This window comes from Tsukamurella sp. 1534, from assembly GCF_000312385.1.
In the GTDB taxonomy this organism is placed as follows: domain Bacteria; phylum Actinomycetota; class Actinomycetes; order Mycobacteriales; family Mycobacteriaceae; genus Tsukamurella.
Genome location: NZ_HE997626.1, coordinates 1,818,138 through 1,841,549, shown reverse-complemented (window position 1 = coordinate 1,841,549; position 23,412 = coordinate 1,818,138). Strand labels below are relative to the sequence as shown.

Below are 23,412 nucleotides of genomic sequence, written 5' to 3'. Positions count from 1 at the left end.
CGAGTCAGAACGGCGGAGGCTCGGGTTCGGTGTTCGGGACGAACTCGACGCCCTCTTCCTCGGCCTGCTTGCGTTGTCGTTCCAGTTCTTTCCGTAGTCGTTCCTCGGCGCGCTTCTTGACCTTCTCGAGGCGGATGCGGCGATTGCGGGTGCGTTCGTCGCGGCGTTGTTGGGCGCGGTGTTCGGCGTGGGTGTCGAAGGTCTGCGGCTGAGGCGGCTCTTCCGATTCGGAGCGGGCGGGGGTGTCCCAGATGAGTTTCCCGAGGCCGGGGAGGATCTCTTGCGCGGCGCCGGGTGGGGTGAGCCAGATACCTCCGGCAGGGTGGTGCCATTCGACGGTGCCGTCGTCGAGCAGGTCGGAGAGCCATCCGGTTTCGGTTTTGATGCGGTGGTGGAATCCGCACAGCGGTACCAGGTTCCCGGGGCCGTGCTTCCCGGCGACCGTTGTCCGGCCGCCGCGTGCGGGGGTGCGGTGGTCGTATTCGGCGACGTGATCTGCCTGGCAACGGGTAGAAGGCACGCTGCATCCGGGGAACACACACGTCGGATAGGTCAGCCGCATGATCAACAGTTGGTACTGCGTGGGGGTGTACCCGGAGGCTCCGGTGAGGTGGATGTCTCCGGTGGCGGGGTCGCGCTTACCCAACGTGCGGATGGTGGTGTCGCAGTGGTCGATCAGGTCGTACGCCTGCTCCGCGGTGACCGGCCCGGAGATGCCGAGTTCGTCGCACACCACATACGCCGCGCCCGACGAGTCCGGAGGCGTCGACGCGCGCTGTGCACCTGAGTCGCCGGAGGCGATGTCCCCGGTTTCGTCTACGTCGTCCGCATCGGTCGTGGTGTCTTCGGCGGCGGGTGGTTCGTCGAACAGGGTGATCACGTCGTCGACCGCAGCAGCGGTGGCGGCGGTGGGCTTGGGTTCGGCCGCGGCGGGTTCCGGTGGGCGGAGGTCGGATTCGTTGAGGAGGATCAGCGCCAGGGCTTTCACCTCCGATGCCACGGCCGCGGTGCGGGGTCGGCGTTCCTTGTACTCGCAGGATTCGTTGGAGCATTGACAGCCGAGAGTTTCGTAGCCCTCGATCAACGCGGCATGCGCGGCGACCTGCCGTTCGCCGAGGGTGCGGGGGTCTTTGCGGCAGGTGGTCTTGAGCATGTCCGCAAGCAGAGCGGCGAACCGGATGCCGTCGGCCTTCGGGATGACGGCTTCGACATCGACGGTTCCGTCCGCCCGCGCATGCATGTCGATTCCGAACCGCGGCTTCTTCTCCGGAACCTGCGGCACGGCATCGATGTCGATCCGCACCAGAATCTGCTTCGCCGCCTCCTCCACTGCTGAGGCGGTGACGGCGGTGTCCGGATCGGACAGCATTCCCGATAACCAGGCGGCCATGCGGACGTCGAACTCATGCAGCACGCGATCGTCGATGATCGCCGACGCATACCGCAGCACGGGGTAGAGCTGCTGGTTCGTCACGATCCCGGTGGCACAGACCGCGAACACGCGCGGCAACCGCTCCCGCAGATCCAGACCACGATGCACCGCCGCGGACGCGCCACCCCGCCCGACCTGCAACACCGCACCCACCTCGGCGACCAACTCATCCCAGTCCCCGACGAACCGGCGATCGGACTCGGCCCGGCACCGCCGCGCATCATCACGAACCACGAACAACCGGGACAGCAGAGCGTTCTTCCGGGCCTCCAAACGGTTGGCCTCGGTGATCGCCGCTCGGAGCTCCGCCAGAACTCCGCCGGCATCGAGCAGATCGACGTCCCCGAACTCAGGAGGCAGCGGCCGGCGGACCACCCTCCCGTGTTCGAACCTATCGTCCGCTGTGCTCATACATTCGATACTACGCCGCTCACTCAGGCGTTGCAATACCGAACATCTAAGGGATTCCTCTCCCCCGCAGAATGTTTCATACGCCAAGAAACGTCTGCACCGGCGGCTCCGACCGAGACGGATCGAACGCCGCCGGGCCGACGCACACACCCGCAGCCCTCTAGGCCGGGCGCCCCGCCCGCGGAGCCCCGCCGAGCAACAGGTTCGTGATCACGCGCGCCGTCTCGGCGGGGTCCGGCACGTCCAGGTCGTTCACCATGGCCGCGACGACGCCGGTCATGTAACCGAGCCACCCCTCCGCGATGTTCTCCACGGTCACGGCCGATGTGAGCAGGCCCGCCTCCGCCGCCGGGGCCAGGATCCCCGAACACCGCCGCACGGCCTCCCGATACAACTGCAGGTACTCCTCGAAGCTGTCGGCGTCCACGCCCGGCACTTCGAACAGCAGGAACCGGTACTCGTCGATCCGGTCCGCGACCTCGGTCAGGACACCGGCCGTGGCGGCGTGGATCGCGGCGCGCAACCCGGCGACGGTGACCGGATCGCCCATGACCCGGCCCGCAGCGCTCACGGTGTCGAGGAGCGCCGCCGATTCGCGGTCGATCAGCACGGACAGCATGTGCCGTTTGCTGTCGAAGTAGTTGTAGAAGGTGCCGTGGCTGACACCCGCACGCTCGGTGATCTCCTTGACCCCCACGGCCGCATAGCCGTTCGCGAGGAACTCCGAGACGGCGGCGTCGAGCAGCTCGGTGGCGCGCCGCGTCACCGTCTTCGCCGTCATCCGGCGGCCCCCTGCGGGGTGTCGGCCGCGCGGGCGTCGTCCGACAGGATGCCGCGCTGCAGCATCGTCACGGCGGCCGACACGTAGGTCTCGCGACGCTCGGCGTCGTCATCGTTCTGCAGCGCCATCACGATCCCCGGAACCGCCAGCGCGGGAAGCAGTCTCCCCAGCAGCGCGTAGGTCTCCTCGGTATCGCTGCGCCGGTCCGGGATCCAGCCGCTGTCGCGGGCGTTGTTCAGCGCGCGCACCGTGATCGAGTCGAACGTCTGGTACAGCCCCTGGATCCGGTAGCGCAGTTCCTCATCGACGGTGCCGGCCTGGACCAGGACCATCCTCAGCAGCTCGGGGCGGGCGTCGGCCAAACGGTACAGGCGCTCTCCCAGCGCCCGGATCGCCTGTGCCGCATCGCCCACCTCGCCCCGGGTCACGGACAGCACGTCGTCGGGGGAGACGGCGGTCATCAACGCGTCGACGCAGCGGTCGAACACGAGGTCCAGCAGTTCCCGCTTGCCGTCCACGTAGCGGTAGAGGGTGCCCTGCCCGATCCCGGCGCGCCGGGCGATCTCGCTGACGGACGCCTTCTCGTACCCCTGCTCCGCGAACACGGAGAACGCCGCGTCGGTCAGCTCTTCACGCCGCCGTTCCGCGAGTCCGGCGGAGCGCGGACGGCCACGGCGTGGCCTGTGGTCCGCGGCCCCCTCGGGCTCCAGCTCCAGCATGAGGATCGATTCTATCGGGCCGGCCGGGTTCCGCGGGCCCGCCACTCTGCAATCTCATCGCCCATCGCGGTCGCCGGGGGCCCGATCCCGAGGATCTCGCAGGCCACGGCACGCCACGGCCCGGTCGCGTGCAGCTCGCCGAGCAGCGCGGCGGTCGAGATGTCGGTGCGGCGGCCGAGCGCGTGCGCCTCCTGCAGCTTCTGTCCCGCGAACCTGTCCCGGAAGCCGCCCGCCGGGAGCGCCACCGAGACCACGGCGTGCCGCGCCGTACCGGGCGTGACGGTGACCTCCCCCTCCTCGAGGTGCCAGCCCACCACGTGCCCGATGAACTCGGACAGGTCGTCGACCCCCATCACGTCGGGACGGCCGATGAACCCGCCCTCCACCGCCAGGCGGTGCACCTCGGTCTTGTCCCCCCGCAGCACCGCGGCGAACAGCGCCCGCTCGAACCGGTGTTCCTCCTCGGTGAGGAGCACGGTCATGCCGAAATCCACGAACCCCGTTCGGCCGTCGTCGAGGAGGAGGACGTTGCCGGGATGCGGGTCGGCACAGAACCGACCGGTGCGGTACATCTCGCCGCAGTAGAACCGGTACACCGCCTCCGCGACGCGGTTCCGCGTCGACTGGTCCGCGGCGACGGCGGCGGCGAACGGCCGTCCCTCCAGGAACTCGGTGACGAGTACGCGGTCGGTGCACAACTCGTCGATCGGCTCGGGGACCGCGATGGCGGGGTGCCCCGCGAACAGGCCGGCGAAGTAGCGGTGGTGGTCGAGTTCGGCGGCGAAGTCCAGCTCGGCCAGAACCTGTTTCGCGATCTCCTGCGAGAGCGCCTCGGCGTTCGACGCGGGGACGTACTTGCCCAGCACCTTCATGAGCAGGCGCATGTTCTTGAGGTCGGCGCGCACCATCGCATCGACCCGCGGGTACTGGATCTTGACCGCCACGCGCCGCCCGTCGTCGAGGAGGCCCCGGTACACCTGGCCGATCGACGCGGCCGCGATCGGCCCCTCCAGGTCGACGATCCGCGACCGAAGCGGCCCCAGTTCCTCGTCGAGGCGGCGCATCATGTCGGCGTCGCGCCAGCGGGGCGCCGTGTGGAACAGCGGTTCCAAGCGGTGGGCGAACTCGTCCCTCGCGCTCCTGCTGGTGATCCCCATGTCGATCACCGCCAGCAGCTGGCCCAGCTTCATCGCCGCGCCGCGCATACCGCCGAGCACCGTCACCAGATCGTCGGCCAGGGCCAGCATCGCGGCGTCCTGCGCCGCCCGCGCAGCCTCCTCGTCGCGGAACCGGGAGCCGGCAGCGGTGGCCGCGGTGCGCACCGCGTGCCGCACGGCGACGCCGCCCAGCTGCGCCCCGCGACGGACCCGGCCCGTGGACGCACCCGCACCCTCGCCGGTGTGCTCCGGATCCCTCATGGCCGCTCCTCTCGCCGCACGACGAGGCTACGTGCCGAGCCGCCCTCCCGTGGGCGATGACGCCTGCGCCCACCTGCGGCGCGGGATGCGGCCCGCGCTGCGGGCGAGGCGGCCCGCGTCCACGGCGAGCCTCATCGCGGTGGCCATCGCCTCCGGATCGGCGGCGCGGGTCACCGCGGAGGCCAGCAGCACCGCGTCGCACCCGAGCTCCATCGCGGTCGCCGCGTCGCTCGCGGTGCCGATCCCCGCGTCGAGGATCACGGGGACCTCGCTCTGCGCGACGATCATCTCGATGTTGTGCGGGTTGAGGATTCCCAGGCCGGTGCCGATCGGCGAACCGGCGGGCATCACTGCGGCGCAGCCCACGTCCGCGAGGCGGCGCGCCAGGATCGGGTCGTCGTTGGTGTAGGGCAGGACCACGAATCCGTCGGCCACGAGCTCCTCCGCCGCCTCGACGAGCGCCACCCCGTCGGGCAGCAGCGTCTCGTCGTCGCCGATCACCTCGAGCTTGATCCAGTCCGTGCCGAGCGCCTCGCGGGCGAGCCGCGCCGTGAGCACGGCCTCCGCGGCCCCCAGGCACCCGGCCGTGTTCGGCAGCGGCATGATGCCGAGTTCCCTGATCAGGTCGAGCACGCCGCCACCCTCGGCAAGGCTGGTGCGGCGGAGCGAGACCGTGGTGAGCTCGGTGCCCGAGGCGACAAGGGCGGCCCGTAGATGGTCCAGGTTGGCGCTGCCGCCGGTGCCGGTGATCAGCCGGGAGCCGAACTCACGACCGGCGATCACCAGGCGATCAGCCACCCTGGACCGCCGTCAGCAGCTCGATGTCGGCGTAGGCGGGGAGGGCCTCGCCCCAGTGCGACCGGGGGTGCACCGCACCGTTCACGGCGATCGCCACGCCCTTGTCGGGCAGCCCGAGCTGTTCCAGCAGCGTGGTCGCGGACGTCCCGTCCGCCACCTGCCGATCCTCGCCGTTCACCGTCAGCTCCATGCGTGCACCTCCTGGTTGAGCACCATATCCGTCACCCTCGCGCCCGTGACCGGGGCGAGCAGGATCCCGTTGCGGCCGTGCCCCGTCGCCGCGAACACGCGGCCGGCGAGTGGGGCGATCACCGGCACGTTGTCGGAGGTCGACGGGCGCAGGCCCGCGGTCACCTCGATCAGGTCGTACTCCCGCAGCGACGGGAGGACCGCGAACGCGTCGTCGAGCAGGTCCACCACAGGGCCGATCCGCGGCGCCAGATCGAGATCGTTCTCGTACTGCGTCGCCCCCACGATCACACCGTCGGCGCGTGGGACCACGTACACCTGCCGGCCGTGCACCCGCGCGCGCACCGTCACCGTCGGCGGCGGTAGGCACTGCCGCCCGCGGCGCAGCCGTACCACCTCACCCTTGACGGGCCGGATCCCCAGGCCCGGGGCGATTCGATCGGAAGCCGAACCGGCACAGACGATCACGGCATCACCGGGCAGGCCATGAGGGTCCTCCACCCGCTCGCGGCGGAGCACGACACCCGCGTCGTCGCAGGCGGCGAGCAGGGCCCGGTGCACGAGGCGGTTGTCCACGGCGATCTCCTCCGGCACCGACGCGGCGGCCCGGATCCGCGGCGCCGCACCGGGAACCGCGCGCACCGCGGCGGACGGCCGCATCGGCCAGAACAGCGCCGCGTCGCCCACGGCGGCCGTGGCGGTGGCGAGGTCCGCCGCGTCGCCGTCGTCCACGGCGAGCCAGACGGTGCCGCGGGCGGTGATCAGCGGACCGTCGGCGAAGGGTTGCAGGGCCTCGGCGAACGGCGCCCACAGGCGCAACGACTCGATCCCGAGCCGCAGCAGGGGCTCCTCGCCCGGCCACGCCTCCGAGTACGGGGCGATCATGCCCCCGGCCACCCAGGACGCGCCGGAGCCGGGATCCGGGTCGACGACGGTGACGCGTGCCCCGGCACGCGCGAGCGACCATGCGACGGTGAGCCCGACGGTCCCGGCACCCACCACGGAGACAGTGCAATCCACCTGCTGCGATCCTTCCTTCGCCGGCATTATCCGGATCAGGTCTGACGGTCAGGGGCGCGGCGAGCCCCACTCTCAGCCCCGCGGCCGGGGCTCCCGTGTGTTCGCCCTTCATCCTACTCTGGGCACATGCCGTCTCCGCGCGAACGCCTCGACTCCGCCGTCCTGTACCTGTGCACCGACGCCCGCCGCGAGCGCGGCGACCTCGCCGAGTTCGTCGCCGCGGCGGTCCGCGGCGGCGTCGACATCGTGCAGCTGCGGGACAAGGGCTCGGCGGGCGAGCGCGAGTTCGGGGCGCTCGAGGCGAAGCAGGAGGTCGAGCTCGTCGAGCAGTTGCGCGAGATCGCGCACGCGCACGGAGCCCTCGTGGCGGTGAACGACCGGGCCGATGTCGCGCGGGCGGCGCGCGCCGATGTGCTGCACCTCGGCCAGGACGACCTCCCCGTGGCCGTCGCCCGCGAGATCGTCGGTGCCGACGTGGTGATCGGCCGGTCCACGCACGACGTCGCGCAGGCCCGCGCCGGGGCGGCGGAGCCGGGGGTCGACTACTTCTGCACCGGGCCGTGCTGGCCCACGCCGACGAAACCCGGGCGCACCGCGCCCGGCTTGGACCTGGTCCGCGCGACCGCCGCCGCCACCCCCGCGCGGAAGTGGTTCGCGATCGGCGGCATCGACCTGGCGCGCGTGCCCGAGGTGGTCGAGGCGGGAGCGGACGCGATCGTGGTGGTCCGCGCGATCACGGCCGCCGAGGACCCCGAAGCCGCCGCCCGCGCCCTCCGCACCGCGCTGGGTGGCCCGGGCTCGCGCCCGGCCGACTGAACAACACGGCCGCGCCGCGACGGGCGCTACCCGTCGGCGAGGGCGCGGACGTGGAGTTGCAGGTCCGGCCAGGCCGTCGCGAACGCCGGATGCAGCTTGCGGTCGGTGACGGCGCCGAGGTGCACCCACTCCAGCGCCGTCGACTCCTCGTTCGGCACCAGGTCCCGGGGTTCGACCAGCCGGGCCAGCACCGTCGTGTACGTCCAGCCGGACTCGGCCTGCGCGGTGACCACCTCGGACAGCACCTGCAGGGCGGTGGACGGAAGCCCCGTCTCCTCGAACGCCTCGCGCAGCGCGGCGTCGGCCGCGGACTCGTGGGAGTCCCGCGCCCCGCCCGGCAGTGCCCAGGTACCGCCCTGGTGGCTCCACCACGCACGGTGCTGCAGTAACACCTTGGTCTCGTCCGGCGACAGAGCCAACAGACCCGCCGCGCCGAAGCGGCCCCAGTAGCGGGCCCCGTCCGGGTCGTGGACCCAGCCGTTCCCGTCACCCAACATGGCTCCCACCGTAGCCGACGGAGGGAAGCTCGGGGCGGCGAAAAGCGCGTCGGTCACGGCCCGACGGGGGCCCTGCGCGATAGGGTCGACACACGGTCAACGCGGTCGCGAGTCGCGGCTTGACGGGCGACCCGAGGGAAGGGGCAGGCGGTGACAGCCCAGGCGTCGAAGAATCGGCAGCTGTCGACCCTCCGCCTCCGATCCTTCCCCGAGTCGTCGGTCTTCGCGGAGCTGCGCGAGTTCTTCACGTCGAGCCCCGGCAAGCTCGTCTCGATGGCCATCGTGCTCGTCACCATGTGCCTCTTCACGGGGTGGTTCACCTCCGCCGGCCAGCTCTCCCGCACCGAGGTGCTGCGTGACAACCTCAACGATTTCGAGCCGCGGGCGCACGCCGCGCAGGTGCTCTACAGCTCGCTGTCCGCGGCCAACGAATCCGCGAACGCGGCGTTCGTCGCTGGCGGGCTGCCCGCCGACGAGATCCAGAACACCTATCAGCTGTCGATGGCGACCGCGGGCAAGTCCCTGATCACCTCGGCGGCGAGCCTCCCTCCCGAGGATTCGGTGGCGCAGGGGTACCTCAACACGATCTCCATGAACCTGCCCGTCTACACCGGCCTGGTGGAGACGGCCCGCACCAACAACCGGCTCGACAACTCCGTCGCGGCCGCCTATCTCGCGACCGCGTCCACGCTCATGCAGGAGACGCTGCTGCCCGCCGCCGAGTCCTTCTATCGCGAGGAGGCCGACAACCTCCGCGACACGCACTCGCAGTTCGCCTCGCCGCCGTGGGCGATCTACGGCGTCCTCGGGATCGCGTTGGCCTCCCTCGTCGTGACCCACCGGTACCTGGCGCGGCGGACGCAGCGCCTGGTCAACCGCGGGCTGGTGGTGGCCGCCGCGGCGCTCACCATCGCCCTCGCGTGGGTGGTGGTCGCGGGCCTGACATCCGCCACCTATTCGTTGCGCGCCGAGCAGCGCGGCACCGCGGCGGTCGACGCGCTGTCGCAGGCGCGCAACCTGACCCAGAAGGCCCGCTCGTTCGAGACGATGGCCCTGGTGCAGCGCGGCGCGGGCCGCAGCGCGCCGCCCAGCGCGTTCGCGGACACCCTGGAGCAGGCGCAGAACACGCTCGACTCCGTCAGCGGTTCGGACCCCGAGATCGCCGCCGCGGTCGACGGCGCGCGGGCCGACGCGAAACGGTGGGTGGCCGCGCACCAGCTGATCGCGGCCAGTGAGGCCACCGGCGACTACCTCGGCGCCACCCGCATCGCGATCGGCACCGATCCCGGTTCCGCGGCCGTCTCCTACCGGGCGCTCGACGGGCAACTCACCACGGCGATCGCGCGGGCGCGGACCCTGTACCGCGACAACGTGAACACGGCGCGGTTCTCGATCGCGTTCTCCGGACCCGGCGCCTTCGTGCTGTGCGTGGTCGCCGCCGCGGGCGTCGCCGCGGGCTTCTACCCACGTGTACGGGAGTACCGATGATGCGCAGAATCGCCGGAGGCGTCGCCCTGGCCCTGTCCGTCGCGCTCGGCGCGACGGGCTGCGTCGTCTCCGCCCCCGAGGCGCCGGGCGACGCGGTCACCGCGTTCCCCCAGCCCGTGCCCGGATCCGGAGCCGCGGTCCCCGGCGACGCTCCGATCCCCGCCGAGGTCTCGATGTGTCCCGGCACCCTGTCCCCCGCTGCGGTACCGCCGGCCGGTCAGATGCCTCCGGAGTCGACGATGGCCGACATCGCGAGCCGCGGCCGGCTCGTCGTGGGCATCGACATCGGCTCCAACCTGCTCTCCTTCCGCGACCCGATCAGCGGCGAGGTCAAGGGATTCGACGCGGACATCGCACGCAGGATCGCGGCCGCGATCTTCGGGGACCCGAACCGCGTGCAGTTCCGGATCCTGTCCACGGCCGACCGGCAGAAGGCGCTCGAGGAGGGCACCGTCGACGTCGTGGTGAAGACGATGTCGGCCACCTGTGAGCGCGCGAAGTCCGTCGCGTTCTCCGCGACCTACTTCATCGCGCAGCAACGGATCCTGGCTCCCCGCGGGACCGCGATCAACACCGTGGGCGACCTGTCCGGGCGGCGGATCTGCGAGGTGCGCGGCACCACGTCCCTGGACCGGGTACGACGGGCCGTGCCCAGCGCCTCCGTCATCGCGACCGACTCCTGGTCGGACTGCCTGGTGATGCTGCAGCAGGCGCAGGTCGACGCGGTGTCCACCGACGACGCGATCCTCGCCGGGCTGGAATCGCAGGACCCGAACCTGCAGGTCACGGGCCCGTCGATGGGGCTGGAGTACTACGCGGTCGGCATCGGGAAGAACCGGCCCGACCTCGTGCGTTTCGTCAATGGGGTGCTGCTGCGCATGGCGTTCGACGGCACCTGGATGCAGTTGTACAACGAGTGGTTCCGCCCGTCGTTGGGCCCGGTGTGGTCCGCGCCGGCGGCGCAGTACACGGGCTAGGGGCTGGTGAGCGGCATGAGCGACGACGAAGAACAACACACACAGGCGCAGGCCGTGGTCTTCGACGACGAGGACGACGACGGCCCGCAGACCGAGGCCCAGGCGGTCGCGCTCGGCGACGACGAGGACGACGAGGAGCAGGGCACCGTCGGCGCCCCGATGACGGACCTGTTCGACGACACGGAACCCCCGCCCGTGGGCACCCAGGTCACCGCCGTGCCGCCGCCGCAGCAGGCGGTCGAGACGGCCGCGACGCCGCGGTTCGGCAACGGGCCGGGACGATCGGTCACCACCACCCGGGTCGCCGCACGCCGCCGGGTGGGCGGCGGACTCGTGGAGATCCCCCGCATCACCGAGGTGGACCCGTCCGAGGCGATCACCACCAACCCGATCATCGCCGAGGGCAAGAGGTACTGCTGGAACTGCCGCAAGCCGGTCGGCCGCAGGCACGACGGTGAGCCGGGGGCGCTGATCGGCACCTGCCCCCACTGCGGCGCGCGGTTCTCCTTCGAACCCGCCCTCAAGCCCGGCGACATCGTGGCCGATCAGTACGAGATCCAGGGAGCCATCGCGCACGGCGGCATGGGGTGGATCTACCTGGCGACCGACCTCAACGTGGTCGATCGCCCCGTGGTCCTCAAGGGGCTGTTGAACTCCGGCGACGCGCAGGCCCAGGCCGTCGCCGTGTCCGAGCGGCGGTTCCTCGCCGAGATGACGCACCCGTCGATCGTCAAGATCTACAACTTCGTCGAGCACCCCGATCCGGACGGGACCCAGATCGGGTACATCGTCATGGAGTACGTACCGGGTAAGACGGTCAAGGAGATCCTCTCCGAGGCCGAGGCGACGCTCGGCACCCCGGAGGAGACCCACATCGAGGTGGAACAGGCGATCGCCTACATCCTCGAAGTGCTGCCCGCCCTCGGCTACCTGCATTCGCTGGGCCTGGCGTACAACGACCTCAAGCCCGACAACATCATGATCAGCGAAGAGGACGTCAAGCTGATCGACCTCGGTGCCGTCGCCCCGCTCGGCGGGTACGGATACATCTACGGCACACCGGGTTTCCAGGCGCCGGAGATCGCGAAGACGGGCCCCACCACGGCCTCCGACGTCTACACGGTGGGGCGCACCCTCGCGGTCCTCGTGTCCGACGTGCCGATGGAACGCGGCCGCTACGTCGACGGCCTGCCCACGCCCACCGACGATCCCACGCTGGCCAAGTACAACTCGCTCTACCGGTTGCTGATCAAGGCGACGGCGGAGGACCCCGAGGAGCGCTTCGCCTCCGCCAACGAGCTCACCGACCAGTTGCTCGGCGTCCTCCGGGAATGCCTGTCCACCAAGTCCGGCGAGCCGCGACCGGGCCTGTCCGTGGTGTTCACGCCGCAGCGCTCGACGTTCGGCGTGGAGCTGATGCTACGGGCGGTCGATCCCGATCCCGACGTGCACGACGACATGCTGCGCGCCCCCGAGGTGCTGGCGGCGCTACCGATCCCGATCGCGAACCCGTCCGACCCCGCGGCCGGCGTGCTGGCCCTCACCATGCGCAGCGACCCGACACAGATCCTCGACTCGCTGGCCGAACTGCGGGAGGCGATGGCCGGCACGGTCGAGATCGACCTGGCCGAGGCCCGCGCGCACCTGGAGCTCGGCGAGGTGGATGCCGCCACCTCCCTGTTGAATTCGCTCGCCGAACGCGAGCCGCACCGGTGGCAGGTCACCTGGTACCGCGCCGAGACGGCGCTGATGCAGGGCGACTACGCCACGGCCTACGACCATTTCGAGGCGGTCACGGACCAGGCGCCCGGCGAGGCCGCCCCCAAGCTCGCCGCCGCCGTCGCCGCCGAATTCTGCTACCTGTCCGGCGAATCCGATCCCGAGGGCTGGCGCGACCGGGCTCGCGAGCGATACGAGGGAGTGTGGCGCACCGACCGCGGAATCATCTCCGCCGCCTTCGGCGCGGCCCGGATGCGACGGGCCGGCGGCGATGTGGCGGGCACGGTGGAGATCCTGGACCAGGTGCCGTCCACGAGCCGGCACTTCCACAACGCGCTGTGCTCGTCCGTCGTGGCGCTGGTGCACGGGCGCGACCTCGCGGAGGTCACCGAGGCGCAACTGCAGGAGGCGGCGCGCCGCGTCCGCACGCTACCCAAGTCGGAGTTCCGCAGACTGCAGCTGCGGGCGCTGGTACTGGGCGTCTCCCTCGGCTGGGTGCAGCACCGCAATCAGCACGGCCGCCTGGACGGGAAGGCCACGATCCTCGACCACGCGCTCACCGAACGCGGGCTGCGCACCGCCGCGGAGAAGTCGTTGCGCGACCTGGCGGCGCTCGCCGAACGCAAGCGGCAGCGGCACGCGCTGGTGGACCTGGCGAACGCCATCCGGCCGCGCACGGTCTTCTGATCGACCGCCACCCCTGGAGAGGCGTTCATGTCATCGCCGTCAACCGAATACAACGGCGTGCCGGAGACGGCTCCACGCTGTCACGCCGTCACCGTCGCGTCGGCCGCAGCAAGGCGGGCGACGTCGTCCACGACGCGTGCACACACCTCGCCGTGCGTGAGCGGCAGGTAATGGCCCGCACCTGGGACGACCTGCAGACTGCCGTGGGACGTCGCCGCGAGGAACCTGTGCTCACCGAAGCGGAAGTGGTCGTGCCCGCCGTTGAGCAGCAGCACCCTCCCGCGGTACCGCGCCAGCAGATCGATCGAGTCGATCCAGGCGGCCGCGTCCATCACCGACGGGACCACCTCGGTCGCGATGCCCGCCGCGATCACGGGCTCGGCGACCTCGCTCGGTAGCACTCTCCGCAGCGTGCGAGCGCTGGCCGCCGCCCCATCGTCGCCGAAAGCCGTGAGCACGCGATGCCCCAGTCGGAACGCGCCGCGCAATGCGACACCGGGCACCAGGGAGCAACCGACACCGACCAGGGCCGCAACGCGATCCGGATGATGTGCGGCTGTGGCGATCGACACGAACCCGCCGAGTGAGTGCCCGACCAGCACAGCGCGCCCGCCGACCTGGTCGATGGCGCTCACGACTGCGTCCACGGCAGCGCCGACGGTGAACGCCTCTCCTCGACGGGTTCCGTGACCGGGTAGGTCGGGCGCGACCACATCACGAGCGCCGAGCAGACGTGCCTGCTGCTGCCAGCACGCACCGGACAAGCGGACGCCGTGGACGAACACCACGGGCAGAGAAGCGGTCATGGGTACACCTCCAATGCAACGGATCGTTGCATTGGAGGTCTAACACACTCGCATCCGACTATGCAACGCACCGTTGCATAGTCGGGTAGCCTCAAGACCGTGAACCGGACTCCATCGCGACCGCGGAAGGCGGAGGCAATCTTCTCGGCGACCTTGGAGTTGCTCGCCGAGCACGGATACGACGCTCTGACCGTCGAGGCGATCGCCGCGCGGGCGGCCGTGAACAAGACCACGATCTACCGCACGTGGGCGACCAAGGACGAGGTCTTCGCCGACGCGCTCCTGCAGGCTCCGCAACTGGCCTTCGAGATCCCCGATACCGGCAGTCTGCGAGGCGATCTCGTTGCGCTCGGACAGCGGATCAATCGCCTGCTCACGCACGACGAGCCCCGCCGGATCATCACCGCCGCGCTCGCGGCGCTACCGGACCGACCCGCGACCGCTCACGCGGCCCGCACGTTCTTCGCCGACCGCCTCCAGCGTGAGCAGGTGATCTTCGAGCGCGCGCACGCGCGCGGCGAGCTCGCCGACATGACGGACGCGGCGATGATCGTCGACCTGATCGGCGGCGACCTCTGGCTGCACACCGTCGCCCGCGCGAAGACCGCCGACGACACGCACATCGAGCGAGTCGTGGATATCGTCCTCGCCGGCGTCACGACCTGAACCGACCGCCTCCGCGCGCGGCCCGAAGTCCGACGATGCTGTACGCCGGCAGGACAATCGGACTGTTCGCGCTAGTCGGCCGCCCCGGTTCGACGCGTGCCGATGGGCACGATGCAGGGCCTGCCCGGTGCGACGGGGTCGTCGATCACCTGCGACTTCAGGCCGAACACGTCGTCGAGCATCTGCTCGCTGATCACCTCGGACGGCGCGCCCTGGGCGACCACCGCACCGTCGCGCATCGCGATGAGGTGGTCGCTGTACCGGATCGCGAGGTTCAGGTCGTGCAGCACCATCACCACGGTGCGGCCCTGGCTGCTCAGCTCGTCCACGAGGTCCAGCACGTCGAGCGCGTGCGAGAGGTCGAGGAAGGTGGTCGGCTCGTCGAGCAATAGCAGGTCCGTGCCCTGCGCGAGCGTCATCGAGATCCACACCCGCTGCCGCTGGCCACCGGAGAGCGAATCGACGGCGCGGTCGGCCAGGTCCCGCACGCCGGTCTGCGTGAGCACGGCGTCCACCACCTCGGCGTCGTCGGAGCTCCACTGCCGCAGCCAACTCTGGTGCGGGTGCCGGCCGCGCGCCACCAGGTCCGCCACCGTCAGCCCCTCGGGGGCGAGCGGGCTCTGCGGCAACAGGCCCATCGTCGTGGCGATCTGCTTGGTCTTGAGCTTGGCGATGTCGTCACCGTCGAGCACCACCTGACCGGAGCTCGGCTTGATCAGGCGCGCCAGGGTGCGCAGGAGCGTGGACTTGCCGCAGCCGTTGGGCCCGATGATCGTGGTGACCACGCCGGTCGGGATGTCGAGGTCCAGGCCGTCGAGCACGGTGACGTGCCCATAGCCCGAGGACACGGACCGGGCGCCCAGGCGCGACGGTGCGCCTGCCGCGGTCTCGGTGGTGGTCGCAGCCGGGTTCACTTGGCCCCCTTGAGGTTCTGACGGACGAGCAGGTACACGAGGAACGGGCCGCCCACGGCGGCCGTGACGATGCCGACGGGCATCGACGTGGAGAACGCGGTCCGCGCGACGAGGTCGGCGCACACCAGGAGCGCGGCACCCATGAGCGCGGACGGGACCAGCGGCGGCGAGGGCAACCTCGTCAGCCGCATCGCGATCTGCGGCGAGACCAGCGCGACGAACGCGATGGGCCCGGCCGCGGACACGGCACCCGCGGCCAGCAGGACCGCGGCCAGCAACAGCAGCAGGCGGATGGGCCCGAGACGCACGCCGAGGCCCAGGGCGACGTCGTCGCCCAGCTGCACCGCGCGCAGCGCGAACGCGGCGCCGACCGCGAGGATCGCCGCGGGCAGCGCGATGTAGAGCGCGGAGCGCACGTCGCCCCAGTCACGGCCCTCGAGCGAGCCCACGAGCCAGGCCTGCGCCCGGGCCACGTCGCGGATGTCGGCGCGCACCAGCATCCAGTCGATGAGGGCGCGCATGAGCGCGGTGATCGCGATGCCGACCAACACCAGCCGCATCCCGTCGACGCCGCCGCGAACGGAGAGCAGGTACACCAGCGCGCCGGTGACGAGACCGCCGGCGAGGGCGACGATGGGAAGGCCCACGTCGTTGTTGAGGGTCGCCGCGAGCCCGCCGGTGGAGGTCACCAGGAACACCGCCGCGACGCCGGCGCCCTGGGTGATGCCCAGGATGTCGGGGCTCGCGAGCGGGTTGCGCGCGATGGACTGCACGATCGCGCCGGACATGCCGAGCGCTGCGCCCACGATGACGCCGACGAGGGCGCGCGGCATGCGCAGGTCCATGATGATGAACTCGGTCATCGAATCGCCGCGGCCGATCAGCGTGCTGAGCACTTCGCCGAAGGTCAGCGGGAACTCGCCCATCCGGATGCTGGCACAGAACGCCACGAACGCGATGGACGCGAGGATCGCGGTGACCGCCACGGGGAGCGGCCGCCACACGAAGGAGATGACGTTCCCGAACCGCACGCCCGGCCGGATCGGCGGGAGACCGGTCGCCGGGCCGGGCTTCTCGAGGGTTGCGCCGCTCATACCCGGACCGCCTTCCGCCACCAGACCAGGGCCACGAAGAAGGGCGCGCCCACCAGGGCCACCACGATGCCGACCTCCAACTCGCCGGGGCGGGCCACGACGCGGCCCACGATGTCGGCGGCCAGCAGGAGCCAGGCACCGAGCAGCGCCGAGAACGGCAGCAGCCAGCGGTAGTCCGGCCCGGTGAAGAACCGCGCGATGTGCGGGACCATGAGGCCGAGGAAGGAGATGCTGCCGCACGCGGCGGTGGCGGCGCCCACCAGCAGTGTCACGGCGCCGATGCCGACGGTGCGCGCCAGGTTGATGTTGAGGCCCAGCCCCTTGGCCACGTCGTCGCCCATGTTGAGCAGGTTCACGGCGGGCCCGTTGGCGAGTGCGAGCAGCAGGCCGATCACGATGAACGGCGCCACCGTGAGAATCACGTCGTATCCGCGGCCGACCACGGCGCCCGCGTTCCAGAACCGCAGCGTGTCCAGCGACTGGTTGTCGTTGAGCGCGATGCCCGTGGTCATGGCGCTGAGGAAGAAGCTCACGCCCGTGCCGGCGAGTACCAGGGTGAGCGGCGACCGCACGCCGTTGCCGATGCTCGACAGGCCGAACACCACGACGGCGGCGACGCCCGCACCGAGGAACGCGAACCACACGTACTGGACCGGCGCGGTGAGGCCGCCGATGAACGTCGCGCACACCACGGCGAACGCCGCGCCCCAGGTGAGGCCCAGGATGCCGGGGTCGGCGATGGGGTTGCGCGTGTGCCCCTGGATGAGGGCGCCGGCCACCGCGAGCGCGGCTCCGGCGAGCAGCGCGAGGAGGGTGCGCGGCACGCGCAGCGTCTGCACGATGATCGCGGCCTCGTTGAGCCGCGGGTCGCCCTGGTCGGCCCCCGTCGTGTAACTGTGGGTGAGGCCCGCCCACACGTCGGACGGCGCCAGGCTCCGGGAGCCGATCGCGAGCGACGCGATCACGGTGACCGCGAGCAGCGCCAGGAGCAGCACGAGGCCGATCACGCGTCGCCGGCGGCGCGCGACACCGGCGAGCGACGCCGGCCCGCCCGGCGGCACCGCGCCGGGCCCGGCTTCTTCAGTGGTTACTGCGGTCATCCACGTAATGATAGGCTGCCCTTCGCTCAACGGAAGGGGCGGCATGCGTTCTCTCGCGACGATCCTCGCGATCCTGGTCACTCTCACCCTCACCGCGTGCGGGTCCGGCGGTTCCGACTCCGCCGAATCCTCCAGCGGCGCACCGAAACGCGTCGCCTCGCTGGGGCTCGGAGACGTCGACACCCTGCTGGCGCTGGGTGTCACCCCCGTCCTCGTGGCGCCCTGGGCGCAGGACGCGAAGGAGCCCGTCGGCGAGTGGTCCAAGCCGCTGCTCAAGGGCGCGAACCCCGAGATGCTGCTGGGCACCAGCAGCCAGGTGGACACCAAGGCCATGGAGAAGCTGGCGGCGGCGCGGCCGGACCTCATCGTCGCGGTCAACTCGGGCTTCGACGAGGAGACCTTCAAGAAGCTCGAGTCGATCGCCCCCGTCGTGCGGCGGCCCGCGGACTCCCAGGCGTGGGGCGTGCCGTGGGAGAAGCAGGTGCGCACCATCGCGTCCGGCGTCGGCAAGGCCGAGGAGGGCGAAGCGCTGGTGTCCAAGACCGAGGGTGCCATCACCGCGGCCAAGGACGCGCATCCGCAGTACCGGGGCAAGTCCGCGGCCACCGTGCTCCCCATGTCCGACGGGGGCTTCTACGTGTACTCCACGACGGACGGCCGCGGCCAGGTGCTCACGATGCTCGGCTTCACGCTGCCCGAGACGCTCTCGTCGCGGGTTCCGGGCGGCACCTTCTACGCGACCGTGTCGGCGGAGAACCTGTCCCTCCTGGACCTCGATGCGCTCGTCTACCTCGACTACGGCACCAAGCAGGCGGACGACACCGCGTTCCGCTCGCTGAAGGTGAGCCGGGAGAACAGGGTGGCCACGATCGACAAGTCACTGGGCAACGCGATGTCCATGCCCAACCCGGTCACGATCGACTGGGTCCTGAAGAACCTGCCGCCGAAGCTCCCCGCCTTCGCCTGACCCCCGGCGCACCGTCGGCGGTCCCGCACCGGGGTCGACGGTCCGCCGCCTTCCGGCGGACCGTCAGCGCACGGCCAGGTACATCCGGGTCGGCTCGTTCCGGCCCCGCAGAACCTCGGTGGGCCCGACGCGCCAGTTGCGGCGCTCCGCGGGCACCGCGGCGAAGATCGCCGGGGCCGACGCCCACGGCACCGTCGGGTCCGCCTTCGCCTGGGTGGACAGCCGGGACGCCTCGTTGACCGGGTCGCCGATCACGGTGTACTCGAAGCGGTCCGCCGCACCCACGTACCCCGCGACGACCGTGCCGTAGGTGACGCCGCACCCCGCGCGGACCTCGGGGACCTCACGCGCGAGCCGCTGCATCATGGCCCGCGCCGCGGCGAGCGCGGCCCCCGCGGGATCGGTCAGCTGGGTCGGGGTGCCGAAGATCGCGAGCACCGCGTCGCCCTCGAACTTGTTCACCAGGCCGCCACGGCTGTTCACCTCCGCGACCACGACCCCGCAGAACCGGTTGAGGATCTGCACGACCTCGGTGGCCGGCCGCTCCGCCGCCAGCGCGGTGGACCCGACGAGGTCGATGAAGATCACCGCGACCCGCTGCTCGACGCCGCCGAGCTCCGGCTCGGATTCGATGGTCGCGCGGGCCACCTGCTCGCCGACCTGGCGGGCGTAGAGGTCGCGCACCCGCTCGCGCTCGCGCAGGCCCGCGGCCATCTGGTTGAAGCCGGACTGCAGGTCCCCGAGGGTGGTGCCGTCGTAGACCACGACCTCGGTGTCGTACCTGCCTTCACTGACCCGCCGCATCGCGGCGGTCACGCTGCGCACCGGCCCGGAGACGCGGGAGACGCCGAGCAGGTTGAGCACCGACCCGGAGACGATGCCGCCGCCGGCGAGCGCCGCGGCGCCGATCGCGACGCCGCCGGTGGTGGCAGCGGGCTCGAACAGCGCGAACACACCCACGAGGACCACACCGAGCATCGGCAGTCCCGAGCCGAGCATCCACAGGCCCAGCGACCTGCCCTGCAGGCTCTGGTGCCGGGGTGTGGGCCGGTACGTCTGCAGCACGATCGCGGTCACGGGCCGCAGGCAGAACTCGGCGAGCAGCATCGTGATGCCGGAGGTCACCAGGCCCGCACCGAGCACCACGAGCGACACCTTGGGGACGAGCGCCACGTCGTAGTTCCCGTAGACCACGCCGAACACGACGGCCGCGACCACCCAGTTGACCAGGTGGAACCGGTACATGCCGCTGGGCAGGGCCAGGGTCGCTCGCGCCTCCTCCTCGGTGGGCGGTTCGGTGCCGCCCACCCAGCGCAGCGTGCGGAACACGGTCCAGGTCTCGACGGCGTGCCCGAACGCGAAGCCGACGGCGACGTACAGCGGCATCCACAGCGCGTTGATCTCGTGCAGGCCCGGCTCTCGCACGGACGGTTCGGGTATCCCGACCATGATGAGCATCGCGCCGTACCCGGCGCCGAGCACGGTGGCGATCGACATGCTGGCGATCATCAGCACGATGGTGCGGTTGCGGCGGCTCACGCCGTCCTCGTCGCGGTTGCCGAGGAGGGGCGATCCGTAGTCGCCTCCCCCGTCGTCCGGCTCCGCTCCACCCGGGGCGTGGTGCCCCAGCGGCATCAGACGGCCGCCGCGTCGCGGGCTATCGCCAGTTCCTCGTTGGTGGGCACCACCAGCACCGCGACGGGGGCGCCGTCGGGCGAGATCCGCCGGGGCTCACCGGATCGCACGGCGTTGCGCTCGGGATCGACGACGATGCCGAACCGTTCGAGCCCGGCCAGGGCGTCGGCCCGGACCTGCGCGGCGTTCTCGCCCACGCCGGCGGTGAAGGTGATGGCGTCGACGCCGCCGAGGTCCACCAGGTAGGCACCCACGTATCGGCGCAGGCGGTGGATGTACACGTCGTAGGCGAGCTTCGCGTGCTCGTCCCCCTGGTCGATGAGGGCGCCCAGGGCGCGGAAGTCGTTCTCGCCGGCGAGGCCCTTGAGGCCCGATCGGCGGTTGAGCAGGTCGTCGATCTCGTCGATGGACATGCCCAGCGAGCGGCCGAGGTGCAGCACCAGGCCGGGATCGATGTCGCCGGTGCGGGTGCCCATCACGAGACCCTCGAGCGGCGTGAGCCCCATCGAGGTGTCCACGGCGCGGCCGCCCCGCACGGCCGACGCCGAAGCGCCGTTACCGAGGTGCAGCACGATCTGGTTCACGTCGGCGTCGGGTTTCCCGAGGAACGCCGCCGCCCGCGCGGACACGTACTGGTGCGATGTGCCGTGGAATCCGTAGCGCCGCAGGCCGTGTTCCTCCGCGAGCTCGCGGTCGATCGCATAGGTCGCGGCCGCCGCCGGCAGGTCGAAGAAGAAGGCGGTGTCGAACACCGCCACCTGCTTGACTTCGGGGAGCAGCTCACGGGCCACCTCGATGCCCTGCGCGTTCGCGGGGTTGTGCAGCGGGGCGAGGGAGCTGAGGCGGCGGATCTCGGAGAGGACGAAGTCGTCGATCAGTGTGGGCGAGTGGAAGGTCCGGCCGCCGTGCACCACGCGGTGGCCGACGGCGGCGAGCCCGTCGGGGCCGCCCGCGCCGGCCTGGAGGTCGAGGCCGCGCTCGGCGAACTCGTCGAACACCAGACGCAGGGCCGCCTTGTGGTCCGGGACGTCGGTCTCGCCGATCCGCTCGACGATGCCCCCGTGCACCACCTCCCCCGTCTCCGGGTGCAGCAGTTGATATTTGAGCGATGACGAACCCGAATTGAGGACGAGCACCGCCCCCGCCACTCCGCTCATGTCCGGCTCCTCTCCGCCGCGAAGGCCTGCGCCTGGATGGCCGTGATCGCCACGGTGTTGACGATGTCCTCGACCAGCGCCCCGCGGGAGAGGTCGTTGATCGGGGCGTTGAGGCCCTGCAGAACGGGTCCGATCGCGACCGCGCCCGCGGAACGCTGCACGGCCTTGTACGTGTTGTTGCCCGTGTTGAGGTCCGGGAACACCAGAACCGTGGCCTTGCCGGCCACCGGGGAGTCCGGCATCTTCGAGGCGGCGACGCCGGGATCGACGGCGGCGTCGTACTGGATCGGGCCCTCCACCAACAGTTCCGGGGCGCGGTCGCGGACCAGCCCGGTGGCGGCACGCACCTTGTCCACGTCGGCACCGGTGCCGGACTCGCCGGTGGAGTAGGACAGCATCGCCACCCGCGGGTCGATCCCGAACTGGGCGGCGGTCTGGGCGGAGGAGATCGCGATGTCCGCCAGCTGGGTCTCCGACGGGTCGGGGACCACGGCGCAGTCGCCGTACGCGAGCACCTTGTCCGCCAGGCACATCAGGAAGATGGACGACACCGTCGAGACACCGGGCTTGGTCTTGATGATCTCGAACGACGGGCGGATGGTGTGCGCCGTGGTGTGCGCGGCGCCGGAGACCATCCCGTCGGCCATGCCCAGGTGCACCATCATCGTGCCGAAGTAGCTCACGTCGACGACGGCCTCGGCGGCGCGTTCGAGCGTCATTCCCTTGTGCTTGCGCAGCTCGTAGTAGGTCTGCGCGAACTTCTCGACGAGGGCGCCGGCCCGCGCCGGGTCGATGACGTCGGTGTCGCCCAGGTCCACGCCGAGTTCGGCCGCGCGGGCGCGCACCTTGGACTCCTGTCCCAGGATGGTCAGATCGGCGACCTCGCGTTGCAGGAGCCGGCCGGCGGCGCGCAGGATGCGGTCGTCACCGCCCTCGGGCAGCACGATCCGCTTGCGATCGGCCCGAGCGCGCGCGATGAGGTCGTACTCGAACATCTGCGGCGTCACGACGCCGGGGTTCGAGACCTGCAGCGCCTCCAGCAGATCCGCCGACACCACGTACTTCTCGGTGAGCGCGATCGCGAGGTCCACCTTGCGTTCGGAACCGGGCCCTACGCGGCCGCGGGTCTCCGCGGCGATCCGGGCGGTCTCGAAGGTGCCGTGCGGCACCGACACGATGGGCAGGCTGGGCCGGAGCCCGTCCACCAGCGCCGCGGTCATCGGATGCGGCGCATAGCCGCCGTTGAGGATGATCCCGGCGAGCGAGGGGAATCCGTTGGCGCGGTGCGCCGTCACCATCGCGAGCAGCACCTCGGAGCGGTCGCCGGGGGCGATCACCGCGACGCCCTCGGTGACCCGTTCCAGGCTGTGCTCGGCCGTCATGCCCGCGACGAGGACGTCCATCGCCTCGCGCGACAACAACTCCGGGTCGCCCCAGAGCAGCTTCCCCTCCATCGCCTCCATCAGCTCACCGACGGTGGGGGCGGTGAGGACCGGCTCCTCGGGCAGCACCCACACCGGGAGCCCCGTGTCCGCCTTGAGCGCGTCGCAGACGGCGTCGAGGCGGTCGGGGTTGCACCGGTTGGCGATGATCGACGCGGTGTGGGCGTGGTTCGCCTTGATCTCCGCCATCGACTGCTCGGCGACCGACACGACCTGCTCGGGCGTGCGGTCGAGGGCCTTGACCGCCAGGAGGATCGACGATCCGAGGTTCGCCGCGATCCGGGCGTTGAACGACAGCTCGGTGGGTGTCGTGACGTCGGTGTAGTCCGAGCCGAGGACCAGCACGAAGTCGCATTTGTCGGCGACGGCGTGGAATCTGCTCACGATCTCCGCGATCGCCGCGTCCGGGTCCTCGTGCACCTGGTCGTACGAGACGCCCACGCACTCGTCGTAATCCAGCTCCGCGGTGGCCTGCTCGATGAGCAGCTCCAGGATGTAATCCCGCTGCCCGCCCCAGGAGCGTGGAACGGGCCGGAAGACGCCGATGGTCCACCCCGTCGAGGTGAGCAGGTTCATCGCGCCCAGCGCGATGGTGGACTTGCCGGTGTCCCCCTCCGGGGAGGCGATGTAGATGCTGCTGGTCTTCGGGGATCGCTCAGCGCTCTCGGCCATGGGCTTT

Annotated in this window: 21 protein-coding genes and 1 riboswitch; of the genes, 6 read left to right on the top strand and 15 right to left on the bottom strand. The window is 71.1% G+C overall.

Annotation, left to right across the window (positions count from 1 at the left end):
• Positions 1–4 precede the first annotated feature (4 nt).
• The 7 genes from BN39_RS08925 to thiO form a co-directional block, all read right to left on the bottom strand.
• The gene (locus BN39_RS08925; RefSeq protein WP_081585969.1) at positions 5–1,843 is read right to left on the bottom strand and encodes an HNH endonuclease signature motif containing protein; all 1,839 of its coding nucleotides are present in this window, start codon (positions 1,841–1,843) and stop codon (positions 5–7) included.
• A 160-nt stretch (positions 1,844–2,003) separates the two neighbouring features.
• Positions 2,004–2,624 (bottom strand): TetR/AcrR family transcriptional regulator, encoded by a 621-nt coding sequence (locus tag BN39_RS22195; protein WP_019202042.1) that lies wholly within the window; start codon positions 2,622–2,624, stop codon positions 2,004–2,006.
• Entirely contained in the window at positions 2,621–3,343 is a 723-nt protein-coding gene (locus BN39_RS22190; protein WP_051158989.1) for a TetR/AcrR family transcriptional regulator, read from the bottom strand. The genes BN39_RS22195 and BN39_RS22190 overlap by 4 nt, the downstream gene beginning before the upstream one ends.
• Before the next feature lie 11 nt (positions 3,344–3,354).
• Complete coding sequence (locus BN39_RS08915; RefSeq protein ID WP_019202040.1) at positions 3,355–4,761, bottom strand: AarF/ABC1/UbiB kinase family protein; 1,407 nt, start codon at positions 4,759–4,761, stop codon at positions 3,355–3,357.
• A 27-nt stretch (positions 4,762–4,788) separates the two neighbouring features.
• Positions 4,789–5,559, bottom strand: a complete 771-nt coding sequence (locus BN39_RS08910; RefSeq protein WP_019202039.1) for a thiazole synthase — start codon at positions 5,557–5,559, stop codon at positions 4,789–4,791.
• Complete coding sequence (gene thiS / locus BN39_RS08905) at positions 5,552–5,749, bottom strand: sulfur carrier protein ThiS (RefSeq protein WP_019202038.1); 198 nt, start codon at positions 5,747–5,749, stop codon at positions 5,552–5,554. The genes BN39_RS08910 and thiS overlap by 8 nt, the downstream gene beginning before the upstream one ends.
• Positions 5,740–6,768 (bottom strand): glycine oxidase ThiO, encoded by a 1,029-nt coding sequence (thiO, locus tag BN39_RS08900; protein WP_040767113.1) that lies wholly within the window; start codon positions 6,766–6,768, stop codon positions 5,740–5,742. The genes thiS and thiO overlap by 10 nt, the downstream gene beginning before the upstream one ends.
• Positions 6,764–6,875, bottom strand: a riboswitch (TPP riboswitch). Its footprint overlaps the gene before it by 5 nt.
• A gap of 19 nt (positions 6,876–6,894) precedes the next feature.
• Between thiO and thiE the strand changes: the two genes are divergently transcribed.
• Positions 6,895–7,584, top strand: coding sequence for a thiamine phosphate synthase (thiE, locus tag BN39_RS08895; protein WP_019202036.1), 690 nt, complete (start codon positions 6,895–6,897; stop codon positions 7,582–7,584).
• Between the two features lie 26 nt (positions 7,585–7,610).
• Here the strand turns inward: thiE and BN39_RS08890 are convergent, their stop codons facing one another.
• Complete coding sequence (locus tag BN39_RS08890; RefSeq protein ID WP_019202035.1) at positions 7,611–8,081, bottom strand: NUDIX domain-containing protein; 471 nt, start codon at positions 8,079–8,081, stop codon at positions 7,611–7,613.
• Between the two features lie 150 nt (positions 8,082–8,231).
• Between BN39_RS08890 and BN39_RS08885 the strand changes: the two genes are divergently transcribed.
• The 3 genes from BN39_RS08885 to BN39_RS08875 all read left to right on the top strand — a co-directional run bounded on the left by BN39_RS08885 (position 8,232) and on the right by BN39_RS08875 (position 12,952).
• A complete protein-coding gene (locus BN39_RS08885) occupies positions 8,232–9,569 on the top strand; it encodes a hypothetical protein (RefSeq protein WP_019202034.1) in 1,338 nt (445 codons plus the stop codon).
• Complete coding sequence (locus BN39_RS08880) at positions 9,566–10,546, top strand: transporter substrate-binding domain-containing protein (RefSeq protein WP_040766069.1); 981 nt, start codon at positions 9,566–9,568, stop codon at positions 10,544–10,546. The genes BN39_RS08885 and BN39_RS08880 overlap by 4 nt, the downstream gene beginning before the upstream one ends.
• A gap of 159 nt (positions 10,547–10,705) precedes the next feature.
• Positions 10,706–12,952 carry a tetratricopeptide repeat protein gene (locus BN39_RS08875; RefSeq protein WP_371190630.1) on the top strand — a complete coding sequence of 749 codons (2,247 nt, stop codon included), beginning with the start codon at positions 10,706–10,708 and terminating at the stop codon, positions 12,950–12,952.
• A gap of 80 nt (positions 12,953–13,032) precedes the next feature.
• On the opposite strand, the gene BN39_RS08870 is transcribed toward BN39_RS08875, so the two are convergent.
• On the bottom strand, positions 13,033–13,758 hold the full coding sequence (locus BN39_RS08870) for an alpha/beta fold hydrolase (protein WP_019202031.1): 726 nt from the start codon (positions 13,756–13,758) through the stop codon (positions 13,033–13,035).
• 99 nt (positions 13,759–13,857) lie between these two features.
• Between BN39_RS08870 and BN39_RS08865 the strand changes: the two genes are divergently transcribed.
• The gene (locus BN39_RS08865; RefSeq protein ID WP_040766067.1) at positions 13,858–14,424 is read left to right on the top strand and encodes a TetR/AcrR family transcriptional regulator; all 567 of its coding nucleotides are present in this window, start codon (positions 13,858–13,860) and stop codon (positions 14,422–14,424) included.
• A 71-nt stretch (positions 14,425–14,495) separates the two neighbouring features.
• Here the strand turns inward: BN39_RS08865 and BN39_RS08860 are convergent, their stop codons facing one another.
• The 3 genes from BN39_RS08860 to BN39_RS08850 are packed head-to-tail and all read right to left on the bottom strand — an operon-like array spanning position 14,496 to position 17,532.
• Entirely contained in the window at positions 14,496–15,338 is an 843-nt protein-coding gene (locus BN39_RS08860) for an ABC transporter ATP-binding protein (RefSeq protein WP_019202029.1), read from the bottom strand.
• A complete protein-coding gene (locus BN39_RS08855) occupies positions 15,335–16,432 on the bottom strand; it encodes an iron chelate uptake ABC transporter family permease subunit (RefSeq protein ID WP_019202028.1) in 1,098 nt (365 codons plus the stop codon). The genes BN39_RS08860 and BN39_RS08855 overlap by 4 nt, the downstream gene beginning before the upstream one ends.
• Positions 16,429–17,532: an iron ABC transporter permease gene (locus BN39_RS08850; protein WP_081585968.1), complete on the bottom strand. Its 1,104-nt coding sequence runs from the start codon at positions 17,530–17,532 to the stop codon at positions 16,429–16,431. Before BN39_RS08850 ends, BN39_RS08855 begins: the two co-directional genes overlap by 4 nt.
• A gap of 43 nt (positions 17,533–17,575) precedes the next feature.
• Between BN39_RS08850 and BN39_RS08845 the strand changes: the two genes are divergently transcribed.
• Positions 17,576–18,499 (top strand): iron-siderophore ABC transporter substrate-binding protein, encoded by a 924-nt coding sequence (locus tag BN39_RS08845; protein WP_019202026.1) that lies wholly within the window; start codon positions 17,576–17,578, stop codon positions 18,497–18,499.
• Positions 18,500–18,562: 63 nt separating this feature from the next.
• Here BN39_RS08845 and BN39_RS08840 read toward each other — a convergent pair whose 3' ends face one another.
• The 3 genes from BN39_RS08840 to pta are packed head-to-tail and all read right to left on the bottom strand — an operon-like array spanning position 18,563 to position 23,405.
• Complete coding sequence (locus tag BN39_RS08840; RefSeq protein ID WP_019202025.1) at positions 18,563–20,134, bottom strand: adenylate/guanylate cyclase domain-containing protein; 1,572 nt, start codon at positions 20,132–20,134, stop codon at positions 18,563–18,565.
• Positions 20,134–21,291 (bottom strand): acetate kinase, encoded by a 1,158-nt coding sequence (locus BN39_RS08835; RefSeq protein ID WP_019202024.1) that lies wholly within the window; start codon positions 21,289–21,291, stop codon positions 20,134–20,136. Before BN39_RS08835 ends, BN39_RS08840 begins: the two co-directional genes overlap by 1 nt.
• The gene (gene pta, locus BN39_RS08830) at positions 21,288–23,405 is read right to left on the bottom strand and encodes a phosphate acetyltransferase (RefSeq protein WP_019202023.1); all 2,118 of its coding nucleotides are present in this window, start codon (positions 23,403–23,405) and stop codon (positions 21,288–21,290) included. Before pta ends, BN39_RS08835 begins: the two co-directional genes overlap by 4 nt.
• Between the last annotated feature and the right edge of the window lie 7 nt (positions 23,406–23,412).